We start from the raw sequence: 17,867 nt of genomic DNA on the forward strand, positions 1-17,867 counted from the left end.
GTCAGTTCGTCCTTTCGACGGTCGGGTGGAGCTCGGTTCGAGAAGCCCGGACGACGCCCTCGTCGGCGGCGCCGGCGAGCGCAGCCCGGACCGGGCGCAGGAGGAGCAGCGTGAGCGGGAGCACGGGGACGGCGACCAGCAGGGGGATCACCTGGCAGGCGACCACCGCGTAGTCGATGGGCAGGCCCAGCGCCGCGCTGATCGAGGCGGTGGTGCTGATGACGACCGCGACGAGCCACAGCGGGTCGACGGCGCCGATCGCCCGGACGCAGGGCCGCTCGGTGCGCACGCGCCGGTTCCACTGCTGGGCCCGCGCCGCGTCGCCGCGCACCGAGAGCCGCATCATCAGCGTGGCGACCGCGCGCCGCCGCAGCACCAGGCCGGCGGCGATCGCGACCGCCATGAGACCCCCGATGGCCGTCTCCACCAACAGGATCACGCGCGGGCTGCCCGAGATCGCGGCCGCGGTGATCGAGCAGGCGAGCAGCGTGAGCGTGAACAGCTCCAGCGGGTCGGCCGCCCGGCGCACGATCGACCGGGCCAGGATGCGGACCGCCACCAGCGCGGTGCCGGTGACGAGCGCGACGAGCTGCCCCGCGCCGACCAGGTAGCGCAGCGCGAAGTACACGCCCAGCTGCAGGCCGACGTCGACCAGCAGCGCCACCGGCGGGGCCGGCGGCGACTCGGTGTCGGCGAGGGGGACCGTCATGCCGCGGTGCCGATCTCGAACAGGGCGTGCGCACCGTCGGCGATGCGGTCGAGGAGGCGGAGACGGGTCTGCGCGTCGAGCGTGCCGGGCAGGACGCGCAGCTCGATCGAGAGCCGCCCGCCGAAGGCGGAGACCAGGTACGAGGTGCCGATCGGCGAGGCCGGGACGCCCGTGCCGGTGTGGCCAGCGGCGTACTCGCGGATCCCGCCGGCGCTCCGGACGATCTGCGCGTGGAAGTCGAGCACCTCGAGCCCGACGGGCACGACGGGTGCCGGGACCTCGCCGAGGTTGCTGATGAGCACGGGCGGGCCGTGGCGCCGGGTCCGCGCGTCGGGCATCGGGCTCACCGCGGTCCGCAGCACGGTCCCGTCGCGCACGTCGGAGCGGATCCGATCGGAGACGGTGCGCGCGATCTCGGCGGTCGGGCCGTCGCCGACGGCGACGTAGGAGAAGCCGCACAGCGCGGTGACCGAGCGCAGGGGGATCGGCGGCGTGATGCGGCTGCGGAAGTCGACCGGCGTCAGGAGGGCGACGGTGGAGTCCTCCGCGCACTCGGCGAGCTCGGCGCGGGCGATGAGGCCGCTGACCAGCGCGTGGGACGAGACCCCGTGGGAGCGGGCGGCGGCGTCGAGCGCCGCGCTCTCGCCGGCGGTGAACCGGACCCGCAGTGCGTCGTCGACGTCGGGCCCGGGCTCGTCGGGGAACTCCGCCGGGACCGCGCCGTGCCAGACCGTGCCCGCCAGCCGCTCCTCGTAATCCAGCTCCTCGGGGAGGTGGCCGCGCGCCGCCATCACCAGGTGCGGCTCGGCGGGGAAATCGTTGGCGCGCCGGATGATCGGCGTCGCTCCGCTTGCCAGCGCGGTGTACAGCTCGAACAGCCGGGCGGCGATCGCGACGATGCCGGAGCCGTCCGTCGCGGCGTGGCTCGCCCACAGGGTGAGCCGGTACCGATCGCCGATCCCGGTGAGCGACAGCGCCGCCAGCTGCTCGGAGCCGACGAACCACGGAGGCGTCTGCTCGTAGCCGGTCCACGGCGCCGTGGTGTCGCGGAAGCCGATCGCGGCGGCGACGGCGGCGTCGCCCGGGGCGAAGTGCGGGCGGCCCTTGACGTCCACGATGCGGGCCGCGAGCACGGGGTACTCCTCCAGCAGGGCCGTGAACGCGGAGCGCAGCGCGGTGCCGTCGACCGTGCCGCGCAGCTCGAACGACGTGCCGATCACCTCCCGGGAGGTGGGGCGGACGAAGGAGGCCTCGGAGAAGGTGAGTGCGCGGTGGTTCTGCATGTGCGGCTCCTGTTCTGGACGGCGGGTTCGGCGTGGACGGCGGCGGTGCGGGGCGTCAGGCGGCGGGTGCCCGGCGGGCCGCGGCGTGGACCAGGGCGTCGATGCGGTCGGCGACGGCGGCGCGGGCGTCGGCGGAGGCGGTGCCGCCCAGGGTGATCGCCTCGATCCCGAGGCGGCCGCGGAAGGTCGAGATCTGGTGGATCGTCGCCGACGGGGACGGGCGACGCGGACCGTCGGGCACGTGCAGGGCGGCGGAGTCCATCGACAGGATCGGGCGCAGGTCCTCCGCGACCAGGCCGTCGGGGAGCTCCACGTCGATCGGACCCAGGTTGCTGAGCACGACCGGGGGCTCGGGCGCCTCGCCCGCCGCGGCCGCGATCGCCAGCGCCGTGAGCGCGCGGCCGCCCCGGACGTCCCGGCGGACGGTGCGGGCGAGCTCGTCGCCCACGGCGGCGGGGTCGGAGGCGGACGTGAGCTCGGGCGCCGCGTACGAGGCGCCGACGAAGTTTGTCACCTCGGTCGGGTCGAGCAGCGGGCGCACCCGGCGGCGGAGATCGACGAGGGTCATCGCGCCGACCCGGACGGGTGCGGCGGGGTCCTCGCCCAGGAAGCCGGCCCGCTCCGCGGTGAGCAGGATGCCGGAGAGCAGGGCGTTCAGGCCGATGCCCTCGGCGGCGGCGAGGAGCCCCGCGGTGGTCTCGGGGGAGAAGCGCAGCGAGATCGTCTCGGGGAGCACGGCGTCGCCGCCGCGCGGGCCGAGGATGGGCGCGCTGCCGTACCACCGCGCACCGTCGAGCCGGGCGCGGCCGGTGCTGACCTTGGGGACGTCGAGGTCGGCGAGGACCCGCTGCGCCGAGCCCGGGAACGGCTGCGGCGCCCCGATGTCCGTGGCGCCGGTGCGCACGAGCGCGGTGTAGTGCGACCAGAGCCGGCGCAGCAGTGCGTAGAGGTGCGTGCCGTCGGCGAGGGCGTGGTTGACGGCGAGCGCGATGCGGTGCCGGTCGTCGAACGAGGTGACGTGCAGGCGGGCCAGGGCCGTGGCGGGGTCGACGAGCGGCGCGCCGGGGCCGTCGGTGCGGGCGGCGCCGCCCGCGGGGGCGACGAAGGCGTAGCCGTCACCCGCGGGCGCGACGGCGGCGTCGAGTGCGGGGTGCTCGGCGCGCAGCGCGGCGAAGGCGTGGGTGAGCGCCTCGGAGTCCAGCGGGCCGCGCACGGTCAGCTCGAAGGCGCACGTGGTGGGGTGCGGGCCCACGAAGCCGATCTCGGAGGAGGCGAGGGGGCGGAGCGTCGTGGTCATGGGATGACGCTAAAACGACGTCCATTCCTTTCGCGAGGCGAAGTAGTGGTGTCGCTCGTCACGCTCCCGGACCCTTGACCAGGGTTGGTGAACATTGTGGTGGGCGATTGCTTCGGTGTTCTTGCAGCTCGAACGGTGTACGCGATTGAAGCTTCGACAGTGGTTCTCAGCTGCGGAAACGCGCTGATTGCGGGGAGTTAACGCAATGCTTACGGAATTTGGATCGAGAATCCTGTGAGGTCCACCACGTCCGTGATGGCGAAGATCAGGCTCGGTCCGACCACAGGGCGACCGGGGACACGCCCAACTCGGTCAGCAGCTGCCGAGTCAGCGGCAGGGAGATGCCGATGACGGAGCTCGGGTCGCCGTCGATGCCCTCGACGAACCAGCCGCCGAGGCCGTCGAGCGTGAAAGCGCCGGCCACCTGCAGGGGTTCGCCCGTCGCGACGTACGCCTCGATCTCCGCGTCCGACGGTGCGCCGAACCGCAGCGTCGTCGCGCGGGTGCCGCCGGCCTCGCCGGCCACGGCACCGTCGTCGAGGAGGATCGCGCAGTGCCCCGTGAGGAGGCGACCCGTGCGGCCGCGCATCGCGCGCCAGCGCGCCGCCGCGACCTCGGGGGTGTGCGGCTTACCGACCAGCTCCCCGTCGATCGAGAGCATCGAATCGCAGCCGATCATCACGGCGCGGCCGGGCAGCGGCTCCTCGGCGAGGATCCGTCCGACCACGTCCTGCGCCTTGGCCCGCGCGAGCGCGGCGACGGCGTCCTCGTGCGCGACGTCCGGGCCCAGGCCGGCGAGGATCGCGTCCTCGTCGACCTGCGACACGGAGACCAGCGGCGACGTGCCCGCGGCGCGGAGCACCGACAGCCGCGCCGGCGAGGCCGACGCGAGCACGAGCCGCACGGGAGCGGGGATCAGGACCCCTTGGTCCAGAACACCGGCGTCTGGCTGGTGAAGGCGTTGGGGCCGTTGAAGTACTGCGGCCGCATGCGGTCGCGGTTCTGGCCCCACAGCGACTTCGGGCCCTCCGGGCCGGACTGCGGCGCCGAGCCGGTGGCCGCGGCGAGCACCGCGACGACGGCGGCGACGTCCGCGGCCGACGGGTTGCCCTTCTCGAACCGGATGGCCGCCTTCAGCTTCTCGACGTCGGTGGCGCTGGCCTCGACCGGCTTCTGCTCGGCGCTCACAGCGGGATGTTCCCGTGCTTCTTGGGCAGGGTGGCGACGACCTTGCGCTCCAGCATGTTCAGCGCCGTGACGATCTGGCCGCGGGTGTGCGAGGGCGGGATCACCGCGTCGACGTAGCCGCGCTCGGCCGCCACGTACGGGTTGACCAGGGTGTCCTCGTACTCCTCCTGCAGCTTCAGGCGCAGGGCCTCGACGTCCTCGCCCTTGTCGGCGGCCTCCGCGAGCTCCTTGCGGTAGACGAAGCCGACGGCGCCGCCCGCGCCCATCACCGCGAACTGGGCGGTTGGCCACGCGAGGTTGATGTCGGCGCCCATGTCCTTGCTGCCCATCACGCAGTACGCGCCGCCGTACGCCTTGCGGGTGACCACGGTGATCTTCGGGACGGTGGCCTCGCCGTAGGCGTAGAGCAGCTTCGCGCCGCGGCGGATGATGCCGTCGTACTCCTGGCCGGTGCCGGGCAGGAAGCCGGGCACGTCGACCAGGGTGACGATGGGGATGTTGAAGGCGTCGCAGAAGCGCACGAAGCGGGCGGCCTTCTCCGAGGCGTCGATGTCGAGGCAGCCGGCCAGCTGGGTGGGCTGGTTCGCGACGATGCCGACGCTGCGGCCGTCGATGCGGCCGAAGCCCACGATGATGTTCATCGCGCGCTGCGGCTGGATCTCGAGGAACTCGTCGTCGTCGAGCAGGCGGCGGATGACCTCGTGCATGTCGTAGGGCTGGTTCGGCGAATCCGGGATCAGCGTGTCCAGCTCGCGGTCCTCGTCGTTGACCGAGTCCTCGATCGAGCCCGTGAGCGGGTCGGTCGGGACGAAGCGCGGGGCCTCGGCGCGGTTGTTCGACGGCAGGTAGGTGAGCAGCTCGCGGACGTAGTCCAGCGCGTCCTGCTCGCCCGACGCGACGTAGTGAGCGGTGCCCGACTTGGTCATGTGGGTCTGGGCGCCGCCCAGCTCCTCCTTGGTGACCTCCTCGCCGGTCACGGACTTGATGACGTCCGGGCCGGTGATGAACATCTGGCTCTCGTGATCGACCATCACCACGAAGTCGGTGAGCGCGGGGGAGTAGACGTGGCCGCCGGCGGCCGCGCCCATCACCACGGAGATCTGCGGGATGACGCCCGACGCCTGCGTGTTGCGGAAGAAGATCTGCGAGTACAGGGCGAGCGAGACGACGCCCTCCTGGATGCGCGCGCCGGCACCGTCGATGATGCCGACCAGCGGGCGGCCGGTCTTGGTGGCCAGGTCCATGACCTTGACGATCTTCTCGCCGTAGACCTCGCCGAGCGAGCCGCCGAAGACGGTCGAATCCTGGCTGAAGACGCACACCTCGCGGCCGTCGATGGTGCCGTAGCCCGCCACCACGCCGTCGCCGATGGGGCGGCGCGCGGCCATGCCGAAGTTGGTGGACCGGTGCTGCGCCAGCTTGTCCAGCTCCACGAACGAGCCCTCGTCGAGCAGCGCGAGCACGCGCTCGCGGGCCGTGAGCCGGCCCTTCTCGTGCACCTTGTCGATCGCCGCCGGGCCCATCGGGGCGAGCGCCTCGGCGTCCTTCTTGCGGAAGGCGGCCAGCTTGCCGGCCGTCGTGTGGATGCTGGGCTCGGCGTCAGCGGTGTTGCCGCCGGAGGCGCCGTCGGTGGTGGAGGCACTCGTCATGGACCCGACTCTAACCAATAGAGTCGATTCCGAACCGCACTGCCCATAGAAGGAGGACGTCGTGGTGCTCCCCGATCAGTCCGCGATCGCCGCAGCCGTGCGCGGCACGCGCTGGCACCAGGTGTCGGTGGTGCCCAGCACCGGCTCCACCAACGCCGATCTCGCGGACGGCGTCCGCGCGGGCGACGAGCCCGGCCGCGTGCTCATCGCCGACGTGCAGACCGCCGGCCGCGGCCGGCACCAGCGGCTGTGGTCCGCGCCCGCCGGAAGCTTCCTGCCGATCTCCGTGACCGTGGCCGTGCCCACCGCCGCGGCGCCCCGCGCGGGCTGGCTCTCGCTGGTCACCGGCGTCGCCGCCGTCGCCGCGGTGCGCGAGGTGACCGGCCTGCGCGCCGGCCTCAAGTGGCCGAACGACGTGCTGCTCGAGGCCGAGCCCGGGGGGCGCGGCGGCAAGACCGCCGGCATCCTCTCCGAGCTGGCGACCGCGCCCGGCGGGAACCTCGTCGCCGTGATCGGCACGGGCCTCAACACCACGCTGGCCGAGGCCGACCTGCCGGTCGAGACGGCCACGTCGCTCCAGCTGGCCGGCGCGGAGGACCCCGACCGCACCGCGCTGGCGATCGCCTACCTGCGGCATCTCGACGCCGGGCTGACCGCCTGGACCGACAACCCCGCCGCCGCCCGGGCCGACTACCTGGCCGCCTGCGTCACCGTCGGGCAGGAGGTGACGGTCTCGCTCCCCGCCGACGAGGTGCTGCGCGGCACCGCCGTCGACGTCGACGCCGAGGGCCGCATCGTGGTGCAGGACGCGGCCGGCAAGCGGCACGTGCTCTCCGCCGGCGACGTCACCCACCTGCGACCGGCTTGAGAATGGGATTCCCGGCGAAGGCCCTCGTCGACGACGAGCGGATCCTGCTGCACACCCGGCCGCACGCCACCCGGATGATCGTGCCGGTCCTCGTGCTGTTCGCCGCGTGCGCCGCCGCCGGCGTCGCGCTGGGCCTGCTCAGCCGCGCGAAGCTCGACGGTGCGCTGCCCGACTGGCTGCTGCTCGCGGTCGTCGTCGTGTGGGTCCTCATCGTCGGCTGGTTCACGGCGCGCCCGTGGGCGGTCTGGCGGGCGACCCATCTCGTGGTCACCGACCTGCGGATCATGTTCCGCTCGGGCATCGTGCGGCGCCGCGGCATCGACATCCCGCTGCGCCGCATCAACTCGGTGCAGTACCACCAGCGGCTCGTCGACCGCGCGCTGCGCAGCGGCGTGCTCACCGTCGAGTCGGCGGGGGAGGACCCGCTCGACTTCCCCGACGTGCCGAGGATCGCCGCGACCCATGCGCTCATCGTCGACGCGCTCGACGACGCGCTCGACGACGCGCTCGACGACGCGGACGACTACCGGGGTCGCGACGACGGCTCGGCGGAGTACTCTCGGCGGTCATGACGACGCGGGTGCTCCTGGCCGAGGACGACGAGGCGATCGCCTCACCCCTGGCCCGCGCGCTGTCGCGCGAGGGCTACGAGGTGGAGGTGGCGGGTACGGGCACCGACGCGCTCCGGCGTGCGCTCGACGAGGAGTACGCGCTGCTCATCCTCGACCTCGGGCTGCCCGAGCTGGACGGGCTGGAGGTGTGCCGCGAGGTGCGCGCCGCCCGCCCCGAGCTGGCGGTCCTCATGCTGACCGCCCGCACCGACGAGATGGACTTCGTGGTGGGCCTCGACGCGGGCGCCGACGACTACGTGGGCAAGCCCTTCCGCATGTTCGAGCTGATGGCCCGCACCCGCGCCCTGCTGCGGCGCAGCGCGCCCGCGCAGGACGCGCCCGAGGTGGTGGAGGCCGGCGGCATCCGGCTGGACTCGACCGCGCGGCGGGTCACCGTCGACGGGGCCGACGTGGCCCTCGCCAACAAGGAGTTCGAGCTGCTGCGCTTCCTCATGGAGCACGCCGGCCGGCTGCTCACCCGCGAGGAGATCCTCGCCGACGTCTGGGGCGATTCCGACCTGCGCGGATCCAAGACCCTCGACATGCACATCTCCTGGCTGCGCCGGAAGATCGGCGACGACACCGGCGCGGCCCAGCGGCGCATCGTCACCGTCCGCGGCGTCGGCTTCCGGTTCGACGCGGAGTAGTCCCGCTCGGTCAGCGGGGCTCGGGCTCGCGGGCGGGCGGCTCGGGCTGCACGTCGGGTGCGGCCGCGGGCAGGAAGATCGCGAAGGCCGTCGGCTTGCGGCTCTGCAGCTGGAGGCGGCCCCCGTCGGCCTCGACGAAGGCGCGGGCGAGCGCCAGGCCGACCCCGGTCCCGTCGCCCACGGAGTAGCCCCGCCGGAAGATGCGCTGGGCGTCACCGTCGGAGATGCCGGAGCCCTCGTCGGTGACCGTGACCAGCACGGTGTGCGCGCCGACCGAGCCGAGCCGCACGACGACCTCGCCGCGGCCGTGCACCAGCGCGTTGTCGACGAGCACCGCGGTCGCCTCCCGCACCCGCGTCGCGGTGGCCCGGGCGGGGAGCGGCGGACCGTCGGGCGGGAGCACCGTGAGGCGCCTCCCGGCCCGGTCGAACGACGGGGCGAGGTCGGCCAGCAGGGGCGCGAGCTCGGCCCGCACGTCGACGGTGCCCTGCGGCGATCGCTCGGCCCGCGACATCTTGACCATGTCGCCGACGGACGAGGTGAGCCGGTCGACCTGGTCGAGGGCGGCCCGCGCCTCGGTGACCACCTCGGGGTCGGGGTGCAGGGTGAGCTCGTCGAGGCGGATGTGGATGGCGGTGAGGCGGCTGCGCAGCTGGTGCGAGACGTCGCCGACGATCTGCCGCTCGCGCTGCAGCCGGTCGGCGATCTCCACCGTCGCGGTGTCGAGCACGTCGAGCACGCGGTCGAGCTCCTCGATGCCGTGCCGGTGCGGGTCGGGCCGGAAATCGCCGTTCGCGAGGCGCTGCGCGCGCTCGGCGACCTCCTGCACGGGGTCGGCGACGCGGCTCGCGGTGACCGCCGCGACGACGACGCCCGCGGTCAGCGACAGCACCATGACGATCAGCTCGACGCTGAGCGCCCGGAACTGGCCGTCGCGCACGCCGGCGTAGTCCTGCTCGATCCGCAGCATCCCCGCGTCGCCCAGCGAGGTGCCCTCGACCATGGCGTGCTCGATCGGGCCGCTGCCGACGGCGAGCTCGCGCGGGGCCCCGGTCCGGTCGGTGTAGGTGAGCACGAGGCGGCCGTCGGAGGGGACCAGCAGCCGGAGCGCCTCGACCGGCGGCTCATCGGTCACGCCGGTGCTCTGCTCCTGGAGCAGGATCGCGGACGAGGCGCGCTGCAGCCGGTGCTGGAGGTCGGTGCGGGCCGCGTCGTCGAGCCAGCGCCACGTGTAGAACATGAGCGGGAGGCCCAGGAAGAGGCCGGTGACCGCGACGACCGCGATGGTCGAGCGGAGGATCCGGTGCCGCACGCCCGGGAGGCTCAGCGCTCGGTGGAAGCGCTGGTCTCGTCGTCGGGGATCGACTCCTCGACCGGGGCGTCGCGCATGTCCTCGGGGAAGGCGTAGCGGCGCAGCGCCCAGAACCGGAAGGCCATCTGCAGCAGGTTGCCGACGATGTAGTTGAGCACGAAGTCGACGATGATCAGCGTGGTCTTCGAGTCGGTGGCGCGCAGGTTGAAGAAGTTGTTCGCGATGAAGATGGGGGCGGCCATGATGAGCACGCCGATGCCCGAGATCGCGAAGAAGAGCAGCGCCTCGTGGTGCTTCTCGCGGCCGCCGCGGTGCTTGAAGCTCCACTCGCTGTTGAGGATGTAGGAGAGGATCACGGCGCAGACGCCGGAGAAGATCTTGGCGACGGTCGGCTTCTCGTCCAGCACGGTGAGCACGAGGCCGTAGAAGATGGCGAGGTCGAAGACCGCCGTCGTGCTGCCCACGATGGCGAACTTGATCAGCTCGTGGTGCTGCATAACGAGACCGCGGAGCGGTGCCGGGGTGCGATCCAGAATCGCCTCGATGAAAGCCACGTGCGCCACTCTAACGGAACCGTGAATAGTACCGCGGAGAGTGTGACGCGGTCGGTACCGGGGGCGTGCGCCGTGCCGGGCGCCCCCGCGGCGGCGTGGACCTGCGATTATGGAGCGGTGAGTGATGTTCAACCGCGCCGGTCGCGGCCCGTGGTGGCCATGGTCGGCGGAGGTCAGCTGGCCCGCATGACCCATCAGGCCGCGATCGCGCTGGGGCAGTCCCTGCGCGTCCTGGCCGCCGCCCCCGACGAGCCCGCGCCCCAGGTGTGCGCCGACGTGGTGCTCGGCGACCACGACCGGATCGAGGACCTGCGCCGCGTCGCGACCGGCGCGCATGCGCTGACCTTCGACCACGAGGGTGTGCCCACCGAGCACCTGCTGCAGCTGCAGGCCGAGGGCGTGACCGTCAACCCGCCGCCGCAGGCGCTGCTGTACGCGCAGGACAAGCTTGCGATGCGGCACCGTCTGGCCGAGCTCGGCGCGCCCGTGCCGGGCTTCGCGGAGATCGCCACCGTCGCCGACGTCGAGGCCTTCTGGGAGCGGTTCGACGGTGCCGTCGTGCTCAAGGCCGTGCGGGGAGGCTACGACGGCCGCGGCGTGTGGCTGCCGGACGCGCTGGACGAGGCGCTGGAGGTCACGGAGCAGCAGCTCGCGGCCGGGGTGCAGCTGCTCGCCGAGCAGCGGGTCGAGCTGGCCCGGGAGCTGTCGGCGATGGTCGCGCGCTCGCCCTTCGGGCAAGGGGCGACCTGGCCCGTCGTGGAGACGGTGCAGCGGAACGGGCAGTGCGCCGTCGTGCTGGCGCCCGCACCGAACCTTTCCGACGAGGAGTCCTCCTTCGCCGAGTCGCTCGCGCTGCGGCTCGCGAACGAGCTGGGCGTCGTCGGCGTGATGGCGGTCGAGCTGTTCCAGACCCCGTCGGGCGAGATGCTGGTCAACGAGCTCGCGATGCGTCCCCACAACTCCGGCCACTGGTCGATGAACGGCAGCGTCACCAGCCAGTTCGAGCAGCACCTGCGGGCGGTGCTCGACTACCCGCTGGGGGACACGGCCGCGACCGCGCCGCTCACCGTGATGGCGAACGTGCTCGGCGCACCGTCGGAGCCCGAGATGGGCGTCGACGAGCGGCTGCACCACCTCATGGCCCGGATGCCCGAGGCGCACGTGCACATGTACGGCAAGGAGGGGCGGCCAGACCGCAAGGTGGGGCACGTGAACCTGGTCGGTGATCTCGACGGCGACCGGAACGATCCCGATTACGTAGCGGAGCTGCGGGAGCGGGCGGAACGCGCGGCGCACTGGATGGCGACCGCGGAGTGGACCGATGGATGGAGCGAGCATGGCTGACGGACCCCGCGTCGGATTGATCATGGGCAGCGACTCGGACTGGCCGACGATGGAGGCCGCCGCCGAGGCGCTCGCCGAGTTCGGGATCCGGTTCGAGGTGGGCGTGGTCTCGGCGCACCGCACCCCGCAGCGGATGCTCGACTACGCGAAGGGCGCCGCGGACCGGGGCGTCGAGGTGATCATCGCCGGCGCCGGCGGCGCCGCGCACCTGCCGGGCATGGTGGCCTCCGCGACGCCGCTGCCGGTGATCGGCGTGCCGGTGCCGCTCAAGCACCTCGACGGCATGGACTCGCTGCTGTCGATCGTGCAGATGCCCGCCGGCATCCCCGTGGCGACGGTGTCCGTGGGCGGCGCCCGCAACGCCGGCCTCCTGGCCGTGCGCATCCTCGGCGCCGCCGACCCCGCTCTCCGGTCACGGATGGCCGCCTTCCAGGCGGACCTCGAGAAGATGGTGCTGGCCAAGGACGAGGCGCTGCGGAAGAAGCTCCTCGAGGGCTGATGGCGGCTAGCCTGATCCGCATGACGGGTCAGGTGCGGGTGCACAACTTCGCGATCTCTCTCGACGGCTTCGGCACCGGCGCGGGCCAGAGCGTGGACGCGCCCTTCGGGCATGCCGGCGGGTCGCTCATGGAGTGGTTCTTCGGCACGCGACGGGGCGCCGCGATCCACGGGCTGACCAGCGCGGCGCGCGGCGTCGACGACGCCTTCGCCGAGGCCTGGGACGAGGGCATCGGCGTGGAGATCATGGGCCGGGGCAAGTTCGCGCCGACGCCCGAGGTGCTCGCCGACGAGTCCTGGCGCGGCTGGTGGGGCGAGCAGACGCCGTTCACCACGCCGATCATCGTGCTCACGAGCAACCCGCGGCCGACGTTCGCCACGGAGGACGGCGTGGAGTTCCGGTTCCTCGACGCCTCGCCCGCCGAGGCCGTCGCCGCTGCCCGGGAGATCGCGGGAGAGAAGGACATCCGCATCGGCGGCGGCGTGGCGACGGTGCGTGAGTTCCTCGCCGCCGACCTCGTCGACCACCTGCACCTCGTCGAGGTGCCGATCGTGCTCGGCCGCGGCGAGCGTCTGTGGGACGGGCTCGAGGGCGTGCAGGAGAGGTTCTCGATCGAGTCGACGGTGAGCCCCGCCGCCGGCGTCGTGCACCGCGTCTTCACCCGCCTGCCGCGATGACGATCGAGCCTGCCGATCTAAGAGACCCGGCTGCGTTCTATCAGCACGGGTTCGACCGCGGTTACCTCGACGACGCAATCAAGGGGCGGTTGGCCAGTGGTGTTCGGCGCGAGTCGGACCTGACAACGGCGATGGCATCAGCCGTTGGGTCGGCGGCCGACGTGATGATCGACTTCCTGCTGGAGAAGACAGGATTGGGCAGGGAGGAGGGGTGGCTATACCTCCTCAAAAGCCGAGCTGACCTCCAGGTTGGAACCCATCGGGTCCAGACATTCGGCAGCAGTGGCCCCGACCTCTTCGTCTCCAGGCGGCGTCTCGACGACCCGGACGGCGCCGTCAGTGGTGATCCACTAGTGGCAGTCGAAGTGAAGAAGCGGACCGCCAGCTGGAACGGGCATCCGGATGCGTGTCCTTCGGGTCTGCACCCCACCTACGGTGCGCAGATGTTCTGCTACCCGATGGGCTGTTGGCTGAAGCCCTTCAGCCGGGGACTGGTGGCCGTGCGGTACCTGTGGCTCGACCACGAGTCTCGGTGCGTGGACTTCCGAGACGGGGCGAAGTCCAGGCTTAAGGAGGAGTGGAATCTGCCCGACTTCGACCAGATTCACCGCCTGGAGGTCGCCGCACGGACGAGGTTGTGGCATGTCGCGGAGCTCGAGTCGTTGCTGGAGCACTTCGAAAATTCGGCGGTCCCCGCGAATCATCCGATGCGCGAGGTCGTGTGTGCACTGCTGTAACGGGACAGGAGCGGAAACGCTCGCTGATTGTTCCCGGGAACAACCACTGGCCCGAATGCTGGTTACGTGCGACTAACTGACCGTCGGACCGGCATGGATACAATCAGCGCGGACCTAACACGTAGACGCTGATGGAGGCCTCATGGCTGGCAACCCCGACTTCGACCTGTTCCAGCTCCCCGAGGAGCACGAGGAACTGCGCGCCGCCATCCGGGCGCTCGCCGAGCGCGACATCGCGCCGCACGCCAAGGACGTCGACGAGAAGGAGCGGTTCCCGCAGGAGGCGCTCGACGCGCTGGTCGCCAGCGGCTTCAACGCCATCCACGTGCCCGAGGAGTACGAGGGCCAGGGCGCGGACTCCGTCGCCACCTGCATCGTCATCGAAGAGGTCGCCCGCGTCTGCGGCAGCTCCTCGCTGATCCCCGCCGTGAACAAGCTCGGCACCATGGGCCTGATCCTCAACGGCTCCGAGGAGCTCAAGCAGCACGTGCTGCCGTCGCTCGCCAGCGGCGACGCCATGGCCTCCTACGCCCTGTCCGAGCGCGAGGCCGGCTCCGACGCCGCGTCGATGCGCACCCGCGCCCGCAAGGACGGCGACGAGTGGGTCCTCAACGGCTCCAAGTGCTGGATCACCAACGGCGGCAAGTCCACCTGGTACACCGTCATGGCCGTCACCGACCCCGAGAAGGGCGCCAACGGCATCAGCTCCTTCATCGTGCACAAGGACGACCCCGGCTTCTCCGTCACCGGCTACGAGCACAAGCTGGGCATCAAGGGCAGCCCCACCGCCGAGCTGGCCTTCGAGGAGTGCCGCATCCCCGCGATGCGCATGATCGGCGAGGAGGGCACCGGCTTCAAGACCGCGCTGCAGACCCTCGACCACACCCGCCCGACCATCGGCGCGCAGGCCGTCGGCATCGCCCAGGGCGCGCTCGACGTCGCGATCGAGTACATCAAGGACCGCAAGCAGTTCGGCAAGTCCATCTCCGAGTTCCAGGGCGTCCAGTTCATGGTCGCCGACATGGCGATGCGCCTCGAGGCCGCGCGCCTCATGGTCTACACCGCCGCCGCCCGCGCCGAGCGCGGCGAGAAGAACCTCGGCTTCATCAGCTCCGCGTCGAAGTGCTTCGCCTCCGACGTCGCGATGGACGTCACCACCGACGCCGTGCAGTTGCTCGGCGGAGCCGGCTACACCCGCGACTTCCCGGTCGAGCGCATGATGCGCGACGCCAAGATCACCCAGATCTACGAGGGCACCAACCAGGTGCAGCGCATGGTCATGTCGCGCCAGCTGCTCCGCTGACCCGCCCGCGGGCCGGTACCGGCTCGCCCACGGTTCGATAACGATCCGCCCCTCCCGACCGATCCCTGCATAGCCTGGACCGGACGAGAGGGGTGGACGTGCATTCGAGGACGACACGAGCGCTGTCGGGGGCGACGGCGGTGGTGCTGGGGGCGGCGCTGACCGCGTGCGGCCAGGACGGGCCGGTCACGGCACCGTCGGGCATCGCGCGCCCGTCGTCGGTCACGACGGTGACCGGGGCGGCACCGTCGAGCCCGGGGACCACGGTGACGAGCACGAGTCCCGGGACGACGACGAGCACGAGCGCCTCCGCGGGGCCCACCACGACGATGCTGAAGGACCTGCGCACCGGCGCCCGCGACGGCGCCGACCGGGTGGTGCTCGAGTTCACCGGCGCGGTGCCGCCGTACCGGGTCACGCGGGAGGCGGGGCCGGTGATGGACTGCGGGTCGGGCGCGGTGCTCGGTGGGCCGGGGGAGTACCTCGTGGTGCGCGTCGAGCCGGTGGCGATCTTCGACGACGACGGGAACGCGGCGTACGCGGGGGAGCGGACAGTCGCCGGGCCGGGGCGCGCGGTCTCCCGCGCGATCATCACCTGCTCGTTCGAGGGGCAGCTGCAGGTGGCGCTCAAGCTCACCGGGAACGCGCAGCGCTACGCGGATTCCACGCTGACGGGGCCGGGGCGCATCGTCGTCGACGTGCAGCAGTAGCGCGTCAGGCGACGCGGGCGGTGGCCTTCTCGGTCGCGAACTTGTCCGTGAGCTTCGCGGGGTCGGGGTGGGAGACGTGGATGACCGAGGCCGGGGCCGCGAAGGGCGCGAGCAGGCCGTCGTAGAGGTCGTCGACGGTGCGCCACTCCCGCGTGGAGAGCACCCGGTCGCCGGCAGCGTACCCGGCGGACGCGGCCAGGGCCGTGGAGCGGGCCAGCACGATCTCGGCGTCGTCGCCCGCGAGCGCGGTGCCCGCGCCGCCCGGCGTGAACGCGTCGGGGTGCACGCGGACCTCGGTGGTGTAGTCGTCGATGCCCGGCGGCAGGTCGGGAACGGCGAGGCCGAAGGCGTCGAGGCCGACGGCGAGGATCTCGTCGCCCTCCGCCTCGTCGAGGCGGTCGGGGGCGGCGAAGGTCACGTCGCCGGACTCGCCGAAGCGGACCTCGCAGCCGGCCCACCAGGCGCCGAACAGGATCCCCGCGGTCTGCCAGTGCGCCGGCAGCAGCACCCCGACGGGGTCGCCCGGGCCGAGGCCGTACTGGTCGCGCAGCAGGTTGCCGCACTTGGCGGCCCAGTTGCCCAGGGTGATCGCCGAGAGGCCCATGCGGGCACCGGCGGCATCGTCGTACCAGGTGAACCGGGGTGCGGCCCCGTCGGCCTGGACGATCGGCACGAGCAGCCGGTCGGTCACCGTCAGTCCACGCACGGGACGCCTCCGTCCTGCTGGGCGGTGAAGCCCGGGCGGTTGAGCAGCGAGCTGATGCGCGCCGCCTCGCTGGGGTCGAGCGCCTCGGTCATGCCCGGCGGGATCGAGGTGGTCGTCGCGGCGGAATCGGAGCCCGAGCCGGAGTCGCTCGACGAGCCCGGGCCGCTGTAGCCGTCCTGGATCAGCACCTTGACGTGCCCGGACTGGACGGACCCGCTCGCCACCACCGGCAGGCCGCCGAGCAGCGCGGCCACGGCCTTCGCGCCCTGGTCGTTCGCCGAGCTCGCGAGCACGGCGCTCTTGGAGCTGGAGGAGGATTCGGTGGACGAGGCGTTGCCCGTGGAGCCCTGCGCGAAGCCCTTGCCGCCGAGGAACGTCGAGACGGTGCTCGCGAGGCCCGACGTGGTGCCGGCGTTCACCACGTCCACCGTGTACGAGGAGCGGTTCACCGACGGCACGGCCGGGGATGAGCTGGTCGAGGTGGCCTTCGGCTTCGCGGTGCCGGGCTTGTCGCCGAGGAGGCCCGCGACGTACGCCTGCACCTGCTTGGGGTCGACGACCACGACGGACTGCTGGCCGTCGTCGCTCCAGCCGTCGTCGCGGACCACGGGGACCGTCGAGAACTGGACGTTGCCCGCGGAGAGGTTCGCCAGCTCCTTCGCGAAGCCCATCACGTCCCACTCCTGATCGAGGGTGACGGAGGTCGAGAGCGCGTCCTGCAGCTGGCTGAGCTTGCTGGGGCTGGTCAGGGTGCCGGTGGAGAGGATCTTGCTGGCCAGCGACGCCATGAAGACCTGCTGGCGGGTGACGCGGTCGAGGTCGCCGCGGGGCAGCCCGTGACGCTGGCGCACGAAGCTCAGCGCCTGCGGGCCTTTGAGCGTCTGCTTGCCCGCCTTGAAGCGCGCGCCCGAGTACGGGTCGTTGACGGGCTTCTTCAGGCACACGTCGACGCCGCCGACCGCGTTCGTGAGGCGGGAGAAGCCGACGAGGCCGATCTCGGCGTACCGGTCGACCGAGACGCCCGTCAGGTTCGCGACGGTTTCGATGAGCGCCTTCCGGCCCTCGCCGTTGCCCTTCTGCACGGCCGTCTTCTCGTCGTCGCCGTCGGCGATGGCCTTGTCGCGGGTCACGTTGGCCGCGCCCGCGAAGGCGGAGTTGATCTTGCCCTTGCCCTGGTCGGGGATCGCGACGTAGGCGTCGCGGGGGATCGAGATCGCGGTGGCCGACTTCCCGTCGTTGGGGATGCGGATGAGGATGATCGTGTCGGTGTTCAGGGTGCCGTCGTCGACGCCCGCGTTGAGCCGCGCCAGCTCCTGCTTGGTGAGCGGATTGCCCTTGGCGTCGGTGCGCGAGTCCGTGCCGACCAGCAGGATGTCCGTCGCGCCGTCGGGCTTGGCCGCGATGCTGGGGCCGCGAGTGATGTCGCCGGCGAACTGGGACCACCAGAACCAGGCGACGCCCGTCACCACGAGCACGATGGCCGTGATCAGCGCGATCAGGGCCTTGCCGCTGCGCTGCAGCCGCTCGCGGGTGTCGACCGAGAGGTCGCCGGCGCGGGGCACCGGCCGGGCGCGCAGGGGCTGCGCACCGTCGCCCTCGTTCTCGGCGCGGACGCTCCGGCGCCGGCCGCGCCCCCGCGCGTCGTCACCCTGCGCGGTCGACCGCTCGGCGGCCGCGCGCTTGGCGTCGGCGCTCCGGGAATGGCGCGCGCCGCGTCCACTCGGGCTGTCGGACACCCACCACTCCTCATCGTTCGGGACCGGGCCATCTGCT

At 72.3% G+C, this 17,867-nt stretch carries 19 protein-coding genes; 9 read left to right on the forward strand and 10 right to left on the reverse strand.

Translation table 11 applies throughout. The features are described 5' to 3' along the window. Position 1: 1 nt before the first annotated feature. From ACLQ3K_RS24130 to ACLQ3K_RS24155, 6 genes are all read right to left on the reverse strand, one after another. Positions 2–709 (reverse strand): VC0807 family protein, encoded by a 708-nt coding sequence (locus ACLQ3K_RS24130; RefSeq protein WP_426001967.1) that lies wholly within the window; start codon positions 707–709, stop codon positions 2–4. Next, complete coding sequence (locus tag ACLQ3K_RS24135) at positions 706–1,992, reverse strand: phthiocerol/phthiodiolone dimycocerosyl transferase family protein (protein ID WP_426001968.1); 1,287 nt, start codon at positions 1,990–1,992, stop codon at positions 706–708. Before ACLQ3K_RS24135 ends, ACLQ3K_RS24130 begins: the two co-directional genes overlap by 4 nt. A 55-nt stretch (positions 1,993–2,047) precedes the next feature. Then, positions 2,048–3,289, reverse strand: coding sequence for a phthiocerol/phthiodiolone dimycocerosyl transferase family protein (locus ACLQ3K_RS24140; RefSeq protein WP_426001969.1), 1,242 nt, complete (start codon positions 3,287–3,289; stop codon positions 2,048–2,050). Between the two features lie 265 nt (positions 3,290–3,554). Continuing rightward, positions 3,555–4,184 (reverse strand): Maf family protein, encoded by a 630-nt coding sequence (locus tag ACLQ3K_RS24145; RefSeq protein ID WP_426001999.1) that lies wholly within the window; start codon positions 4,182–4,184, stop codon positions 3,555–3,557. A 20-nt stretch (positions 4,185–4,204) separates the two neighbouring features. Next, positions 4,205–4,477 (reverse strand): acyl-CoA carboxylase epsilon subunit, encoded by a 273-nt coding sequence (locus ACLQ3K_RS24150; RefSeq protein WP_336671165.1) that lies wholly within the window; start codon positions 4,475–4,477, stop codon positions 4,205–4,207. After that, positions 4,474–6,126, reverse strand: coding sequence for an acyl-CoA carboxylase subunit beta (locus ACLQ3K_RS24155; protein WP_426001970.1), 1,653 nt, complete (start codon positions 6,124–6,126; stop codon positions 4,474–4,476). The genes ACLQ3K_RS24150 and ACLQ3K_RS24155 overlap by 4 nt, the downstream gene beginning before the upstream one ends. A 61-nt stretch (positions 6,127–6,187) precedes the next feature. Here ACLQ3K_RS24155 and ACLQ3K_RS24160 point away from each other — a divergent pair, with 61 nt between their 5' ends. Genes ACLQ3K_RS24160 through ACLQ3K_RS24170 form a run of 3 tightly spaced genes read left to right on the forward strand, consistent with a single transcriptional unit; the run spans position 6,188 to position 8,252 of the window. Further along, positions 6,188–6,994 (forward strand): biotin--[acetyl-CoA-carboxylase] ligase, encoded by an 807-nt coding sequence (locus ACLQ3K_RS24160; RefSeq protein ID WP_426001971.1) that lies wholly within the window; start codon positions 6,188–6,190, stop codon positions 6,992–6,994. Positions 6,995–6,996: 2 nt separating this feature from the next. After that, positions 6,997–7,566, forward strand: a complete 570-nt coding sequence (locus ACLQ3K_RS24165) for a PH domain-containing protein (RefSeq protein WP_426001972.1) — start codon at positions 6,997–6,999, stop codon at positions 7,564–7,566. Beyond that, positions 7,563–8,252, forward strand: a complete 690-nt coding sequence (locus ACLQ3K_RS24170; protein WP_426001973.1) for a response regulator transcription factor — start codon at positions 7,563–7,565, stop codon at positions 8,250–8,252. The genes ACLQ3K_RS24165 and ACLQ3K_RS24170 overlap by 4 nt, the downstream gene beginning before the upstream one ends. A 10-nt stretch (positions 8,253–8,262) precedes the next feature. On the opposite strand, the gene ACLQ3K_RS24175 is transcribed toward ACLQ3K_RS24170, so the two are convergent. Next, positions 8,263–9,564 carry a sensor histidine kinase gene (locus ACLQ3K_RS24175; RefSeq protein WP_426001974.1) on the reverse strand — a complete coding sequence of 434 codons (1,302 nt, stop codon included), beginning with the start codon at positions 9,562–9,564 and terminating at the stop codon, positions 8,263–8,265. 11 nt (positions 9,565–9,575) lie between these two features. Next, a complete protein-coding gene (locus ACLQ3K_RS24180; RefSeq protein ID WP_255603464.1) occupies positions 9,576–10,061 on the reverse strand; it encodes a GtrA family protein in 486 nt (161 codons plus the stop codon). 216 nt (positions 10,062–10,277) lie between these two features. Here ACLQ3K_RS24180 and ACLQ3K_RS24185 point away from each other — a divergent pair, with 216 nt between their 5' ends. The 6 genes from ACLQ3K_RS24185 to ACLQ3K_RS24210 all read left to right on the forward strand — a co-directional run bounded on the left by ACLQ3K_RS24185 (position 10,278) and on the right by ACLQ3K_RS24210 (position 15,388). Then, a complete protein-coding gene (locus tag ACLQ3K_RS24185) occupies positions 10,278–11,462 on the forward strand; it encodes a 5-(carboxyamino)imidazole ribonucleotide synthase (protein WP_426002000.1) in 1,185 nt (394 codons plus the stop codon). After that, positions 11,455–11,961 (forward strand): 5-(carboxyamino)imidazole ribonucleotide mutase, encoded by a 507-nt coding sequence (purE, locus tag ACLQ3K_RS24190; RefSeq protein WP_224647218.1) that lies wholly within the window; start codon positions 11,455–11,457, stop codon positions 11,959–11,961. Before ACLQ3K_RS24185 ends, purE begins: the two co-directional genes overlap by 8 nt. 20 nt (positions 11,962–11,981) lie before the next feature. Beyond that, positions 11,982–12,638 carry a dihydrofolate reductase family protein gene (locus ACLQ3K_RS24195; protein WP_426001975.1) on the forward strand — a complete coding sequence of 219 codons (657 nt, stop codon included), beginning with the start codon at positions 11,982–11,984 and terminating at the stop codon, positions 12,636–12,638. Beyond that, positions 12,635–13,375: a hypothetical protein gene (locus ACLQ3K_RS24200; RefSeq protein WP_426001976.1), complete on the forward strand. Its 741-nt coding sequence runs from the start codon at positions 12,635–12,637 to the stop codon at positions 13,373–13,375. The genes ACLQ3K_RS24195 and ACLQ3K_RS24200 overlap by 4 nt, the downstream gene beginning before the upstream one ends. 142 nt (positions 13,376–13,517) lie before the next feature. Next, a complete protein-coding gene (locus tag ACLQ3K_RS24205; protein ID WP_426001977.1) occupies positions 13,518–14,678 on the forward strand; it encodes an acyl-CoA dehydrogenase in 1,161 nt (386 codons plus the stop codon). A gap of 98 nt (positions 14,679–14,776) precedes the next feature. Beyond that, positions 14,777–15,388 carry an AMIN-like domain-containing (lipo)protein gene (locus ACLQ3K_RS24210; RefSeq protein WP_426001978.1) on the forward strand — a complete coding sequence of 204 codons (612 nt, stop codon included), beginning with the start codon at positions 14,777–14,779 and terminating at the stop codon, positions 15,386–15,388. Between the two features lie 4 nt (positions 15,389–15,392). On the opposite strand, the gene ACLQ3K_RS24215 is transcribed toward ACLQ3K_RS24210, so the two are convergent. Both ACLQ3K_RS24215 and ACLQ3K_RS24220 read right to left on the reverse strand, forming a co-directional pair. Then, positions 15,393–16,094, reverse strand: coding sequence for a TIGR03089 family protein (locus tag ACLQ3K_RS24215; protein WP_114514669.1), 702 nt, complete (start codon positions 16,092–16,094; stop codon positions 15,393–15,395). Next, positions 16,082–17,830 carry an LCP family protein gene (locus tag ACLQ3K_RS24220; RefSeq protein ID WP_426001979.1) on the reverse strand — a complete coding sequence of 583 codons (1,749 nt, stop codon included), beginning with the start codon at positions 17,828–17,830 and terminating at the stop codon, positions 16,082–16,084. The genes ACLQ3K_RS24215 and ACLQ3K_RS24220 overlap by 13 nt, the downstream gene beginning before the upstream one ends. Positions 17,831–17,867 lie beyond the last annotated feature (37 nt).

Origin of the sequence: Tsukamurella sp. DT100, from assembly GCF_049844855.1 — a bacterium.
Taxonomy (GTDB): domain Bacteria; phylum Actinomycetota; class Actinomycetes; order Mycobacteriales; family Mycobacteriaceae; genus Tsukamurella.

Coding starts and splice junctions, on each gene's coding strand:
- ACLQ3K_RS24140 (WP_426001969.1), bottom strand. CDS start 3,289: ATGACCACGACGCTCCGCCCCCTCGCCTCCTCCGAGATCGGCTTCGTG.
- ACLQ3K_RS24200 (WP_426001976.1), top strand. CDS start 12,635: ATGACGATCGAGCCTGCCGATCTAAGAGACCCGGCTGCGTTCTATCAG.
- ACLQ3K_RS24180 (WP_255603464.1), bottom strand. CDS start 10,061: ATGCAGCACCACGAGCTGATCAAGTTCGCCATCGTGGGCAGCACGACG.
- ACLQ3K_RS24165 (WP_426001972.1), top strand. CDS start 6,997: ATGGGATTCCCGGCGAAGGCCCTCGTCGACGACGAGCGGATCCTGCTG.
- ACLQ3K_RS24155 (WP_426001970.1), bottom strand. CDS start 6,126: ATGACGAGTGCCTCCACCACCGACGGCGCCTCCGGCGGCAACACCGCT.
- ACLQ3K_RS24195 (WP_426001975.1), top strand. CDS start 11,982: ATGACGGGTCAGGTGCGGGTGCACAACTTCGCGATCTCTCTCGACGGC.
- purE (WP_224647218.1), top strand. CDS start 11,455: ATGGCTGACGGACCCCGCGTCGGATTGATCATGGGCAGCGACTCGGAC.
- ACLQ3K_RS24170 (WP_426001973.1), top strand. CDS start 7,563: ATGACGACGCGGGTGCTCCTGGCCGAGGACGACGAGGCGATCGCCTCA.
- ACLQ3K_RS24185 (WP_426002000.1), top strand. CDS start 10,278: ATGGTCGGCGGAGGTCAGCTGGCCCGCATGACCCATCAGGCCGCGATC.
- ACLQ3K_RS24135 (WP_426001968.1), bottom strand. CDS start 1,992: ATGCAGAACCACCGCGCACTCACCTTCTCCGAGGCCTCCTTCGTCCGC.
- ACLQ3K_RS24130 (WP_426001967.1), bottom strand. CDS start 709: ATGACGGTCCCCCTCGCCGACACCGAGTCGCCGCCGGCCCCGCCGGTG.
- ACLQ3K_RS24205 (WP_426001977.1), top strand. CDS start 13,518: ATGGCTGGCAACCCCGACTTCGACCTGTTCCAGCTCCCCGAGGAGCAC.